4 protein-coding genes and 1 pseudogene are annotated in these 3,598 nt (G+C 73.8%); 2 read left to right on the top strand and 3 right to left on the bottom strand.

Annotated features, from left to right (window positions below; all coding sequences use genetic code 11):
• A pseudogene (locus tag VFJ94_RS14390) lies at positions 1–276 on the top strand (HNH endonuclease); the annotation flags it as partial.
• Between the two features lie 30 nt (positions 277–306).
• Here the strand turns inward: VFJ94_RS14390 and purE are convergent.
• Positions 307–825, bottom strand: coding sequence for a 5-(carboxyamino)imidazole ribonucleotide mutase (gene purE, locus VFJ94_RS14385; RefSeq protein WP_325004912.1), 519 nt, complete (start codon positions 823–825; stop codon positions 307–309).
• A complete protein-coding gene (locus VFJ94_RS14380) occupies positions 822–2,015 on the bottom strand; it encodes a 5-(carboxyamino)imidazole ribonucleotide synthase (RefSeq protein ID WP_325004911.1) in 1,194 nt (397 codons plus the stop codon). Before VFJ94_RS14380 ends, purE begins: the two co-directional genes overlap by 4 nt.
• Positions 2,016–2,086: 71 nt before the next feature.
• On the opposite strand from VFJ94_RS14380, the gene VFJ94_RS14375 reads away from it, so the two are divergent.
• Positions 2,087–2,599 (top strand): GtrA family protein, encoded by a 513-nt coding sequence (locus VFJ94_RS14375; RefSeq protein ID WP_325004910.1) that lies wholly within the window; start codon positions 2,087–2,089, stop codon positions 2,597–2,599.
• On the opposite strand, the gene VFJ94_RS14370 is transcribed toward VFJ94_RS14375, so the two are convergent.
• Positions 2,551–3,598, bottom strand: a 1,048-nt coding sequence (locus tag VFJ94_RS14370) for a HAMP domain-containing sensor histidine kinase (RefSeq protein WP_325004909.1), incomplete at its 5' end; no start/stop codon positions are given. The genes VFJ94_RS14375 and VFJ94_RS14370 overlap by 49 nt on opposite strands.

The raw sequence follows: 3,598 nt of genomic DNA, 5'->3' as shown, positions 1-3,598 counted from the left end.
CCCTGGCCCCGCGGACAAACCACCCCCACCGACCTGTCCGCCAAACACCGCCGCCACCACAACCTCCGCACCACCGGGGCCTGGACCGCCGAACGCGCCCCCACCGGCCAGCAACCCATCACCTGGCGCACCCTCGCCGGCCGCCGCTACACCACCTGGCCCAAGGACTGGCTCGAAGCCCACCGCCAACAACCCCACCACGACGCCGCCACCCCCACCACGAACCACGACCGGCACCCGCCCCCCGAACCACCCGACGACCCACCGCCCTTCTGAGCCAGGGGCCTGACCGATGGACCAGCCGCCTCACTGCTCCGCGAGGGCCCGGAGGGCGGCACCCTTCGCGTGGGCCTGGTCGCGCAGCGCGGCCTGGAAGGCGGTCATGCGCTCCCGCAGGGCCGCCGCGTCCGGGCCGTCTCCGGACGCGAGGATGCGGGCGGCGAGGAGGCCGGCGTTGCGCGCGCCGCCGATGGAGACCGTGGCGACCGGCACCCCCGCGGGCATCTGGACGATCGAGAGCAGCGAGTCCATGCCGTCCAGGTAGCGCAGCGGCACCGGCACCCCGATGACCGGCAGCGGCGTCACGGCGGCGAGCATGCCGGGCAGGTGCGCGGCTCCCCCGGCGCCCGCGACGAGGACCCGCAGCCCCCGGCCGGAGGCCTGCTGGCCGTAGGCGATCATCTCGTCGGGCATGCGGTGCGCCGAGACGACGTCGGCCTCGAACCGGATCCCGAACTCGCGCAGGGCACCGGCCGCCTCCTGCATGACCGGCCAGTCGCTGTCGCTGCCCATGACGATGCCGACGAGCGGCGCCGCGTCGCTCATTCGGTGACCACCCCGCGCAGGTAGTCGGCGGCGTGCCGCGCCCGGGCCCGGGCCGCGTCGAGGTCGTCCGCAGAGACGTTGACGTGACCCACCTTGCGCCCCGGCCGGACCTGCTTGCCGTAGACGTGCACCTTGGCGCCGGGGTCGCGGGCCATGATGTGCCGGTAGGCGGGATAGAGCTGCTCGTAGTCGCCGCCGAGGACGTTGGCCATCACGGTCCACGGGGCCCGCGCGGTCGGCTCGCCGAGCGGCAGGTCGAGCACCGCGCGCAGGTGCTGCTCGAACTGCCCGGTGACCGCGCCGTCCATGCTCCAGTGCCCGCTGTTGTGCGGGCGCATCGCGAGCTCGTTGACGCGGTATGCCGCCCTGCCGTCCTCGTCGCGCACCTCGAACGTCTCGACCGCGAGCACTCCGGTGACGCCGAGCTCGCCGGCGATCCGCAGCGCCGCCTCGGTCACGATCGCGGCCAGCTCGGGGTCGAGGTCCGGGGCCGGGGCGAGGACGTCCGTGCAGATCCCGTCCGCCTGCACGGTCTCGACGACCGGCCACGCGGCGGCCTGGCCCGACGGGCTGCGCGCGACGAGCACGGCGAGCTCCCGGACGAAGTCGACCTTCTCCTCGAGGAGGATGCCGTCGGCGACGGGTCCGGGCTGGCCCACCCGGTCCAGCCAGTCCGCCACGTCCTCGGCGGAGCGGATGACGGCGACGCCCTTGCCGTCGTAGCCGCCGCGGGGGGTCTTGGCCACGACCGGCCACCCCACGGCGTCGCCGAAGGCGCTCACCTCGGCGGCGCTGCCCGCCCGGACCCACCGTGGACAGGCGATACCGAGTTCGGTCAGGCGCTGCCTCATGGCGAGCTTGTCCTGCGCGAAGCGCAGCGCTGCGCGCGGCGGGTGGAGGACGACACCCTCGTCCTCGAGGGTCTCGAGGACCGACTGGGGGACGTGCTCGTGGTCGAACGTCACGACGTCGCAGTGCCGCGCGAACTCGCGCAGCGCGTCCACGTCACGGTGGTCCCCGACCGGGGCGGAGGGCACGGCGAGCGCCGCCGCCGCGAGCTCGTCCTCGGCGAGCACCGACAGCTGGATGCCGAGCTCCACCGCCGGGCCGTGCATCATTCTCGCGAGCTGACCCCCACCGACGACACCGACGACGGGAAACCCTCCGGGGGGACGCTTGGGATGGCTCACGAGCGTCAAGGGTACGTCACCGGCACCGGGCCGATTGGGTCCGCATCCCCCGCTGCCCGTACCCTCGAGCGGTGCCCCCTACCACGTTCGTCGACCGCCTGCGCGCCGTCGTGTCGGTGTTCTGGCGCGAGGTCGCGAAGTTCGGGGTCATCGGCGCCATCTCCTTCGTGATCGACCTGGGCGGCATGAACCTGCTCACCCACACCGTGCTCAGCCACAAGCCGACGACCGCCAAGATCCTCTCCGGCGTCGTCGCGACGATCTTCGCGTGGGTCGGGAACCGGTCGTGGACCTTCCGTCACCGGCGCAGCCGCCCGGCCGCCCACGAGGTGACCCTCTTCTTCCTCGTCAACGGCGTTGCGCTCGCCATCGCCGCGGCCGTGCTCGCCTTCTCCCACTACGTCCTCGGCTTCCAGACAAGGCTCGCGGACAACGTCGCGTCGGTCATCGGGATCGGGCTGGGCACCCTGTTCCGCTTCTGGAGCTACCGGCGCTTCGTCTTCGCGGGCGAGCACCCGGGCGACCCCGAGGACGATCAGTCGTCGGCGGCCTCGGAGAGGAACAACGCGAACCTCGCGGGCTGAGCCTGCACCAGGTCCAGGCGCCCGCCGTTGGCCTCGGCGAGGTCGCGCGCGAGCGCCAGCCCGAGGCCTGTGCTGCCCGCCGTGCCGCTGCTCACGGAGCGCTCGAAGATGTGCGGGGCCATGGCTGCCGGCACGCCGTCGCCCTGGTCGCTCACCTCCACGATGACCGAGGGCCCGGAGCGCCGCGCGTGGACGTCGACGGTCCCGCGACCGTGCGCCAGCGAGTTCTCGAGCAGGGTGCTGAGGACCTGGGACAGGGCCACGGGCGTGGAGCGGACGAAGAGCCCGCGCTCGCCGTGCACGCGGACCGACCTGCGCGCCTGCTCGAAGGCCGGCTGCCACTCGCGCTGCAGAGCCGCGATCGTCGAGTCGAGGGAGACCGCCGGGGTGGGCCCACCGGCTCCGCGGGTGCGCCCCAGCAGGTCGTCGACGACGCGAGTCAGCCGCTCCACCTGCGCGATGGCGATCGTCGCCTCCTCCTTGACGACGGCGGCGTCGTCGGTGTCGGAGATCTCCTCGAGCCGCATGAGCAGCGCGGTGAGCGGAGTGCGCAGCTGGTGCGAGGCGTCGGAGGCGAAGTCGCGCTCGGCCGCGAGGGACCTGGTCATGTCCTGGGCCCGGCGCGACATGACCTCGGAGACGGTGTCGAGCTCGGCGATGCCCGAGCGCAGCGGCGCCAGCCGCGCCTCGCCCGCGCCGAAGCGTCCCGAGAGCGCGACGAGCTCGTCGGTGCACCGGCTCACTCGCTGACGCGGCATCCGGGCGGCCAGCAGACCGACGCCGCCACTGACGGCGCCGAGGACGACGAAGGTCCCGGCCACCTGGGCCACCGTCACGAGCGGGTCGGCCGCGACCCATTCCTGGACGACCGTGGGTCGGCTGACGAGCACCCAGGCGGCGAGCACGATCGCCAGCACGGCGAACGTCGCCGCCGTCGAGGCCGCGGCGGTCACGGCGATGCGGTCGAGCAGGCGGCGCATGGTCACTCGGGGTCGGGGC

The organism is Intrasporangium sp. (assembly GCF_035688975.1).
Classification (GTDB): Bacteria; Actinomycetota; Actinomycetes; order Actinomycetales; family Dermatophilaceae; genus CALMNV01.
Note: the sequence above shows the minus strand (reverse complement) of the source record. Positions and strands in the feature narration are given on the sequence as shown.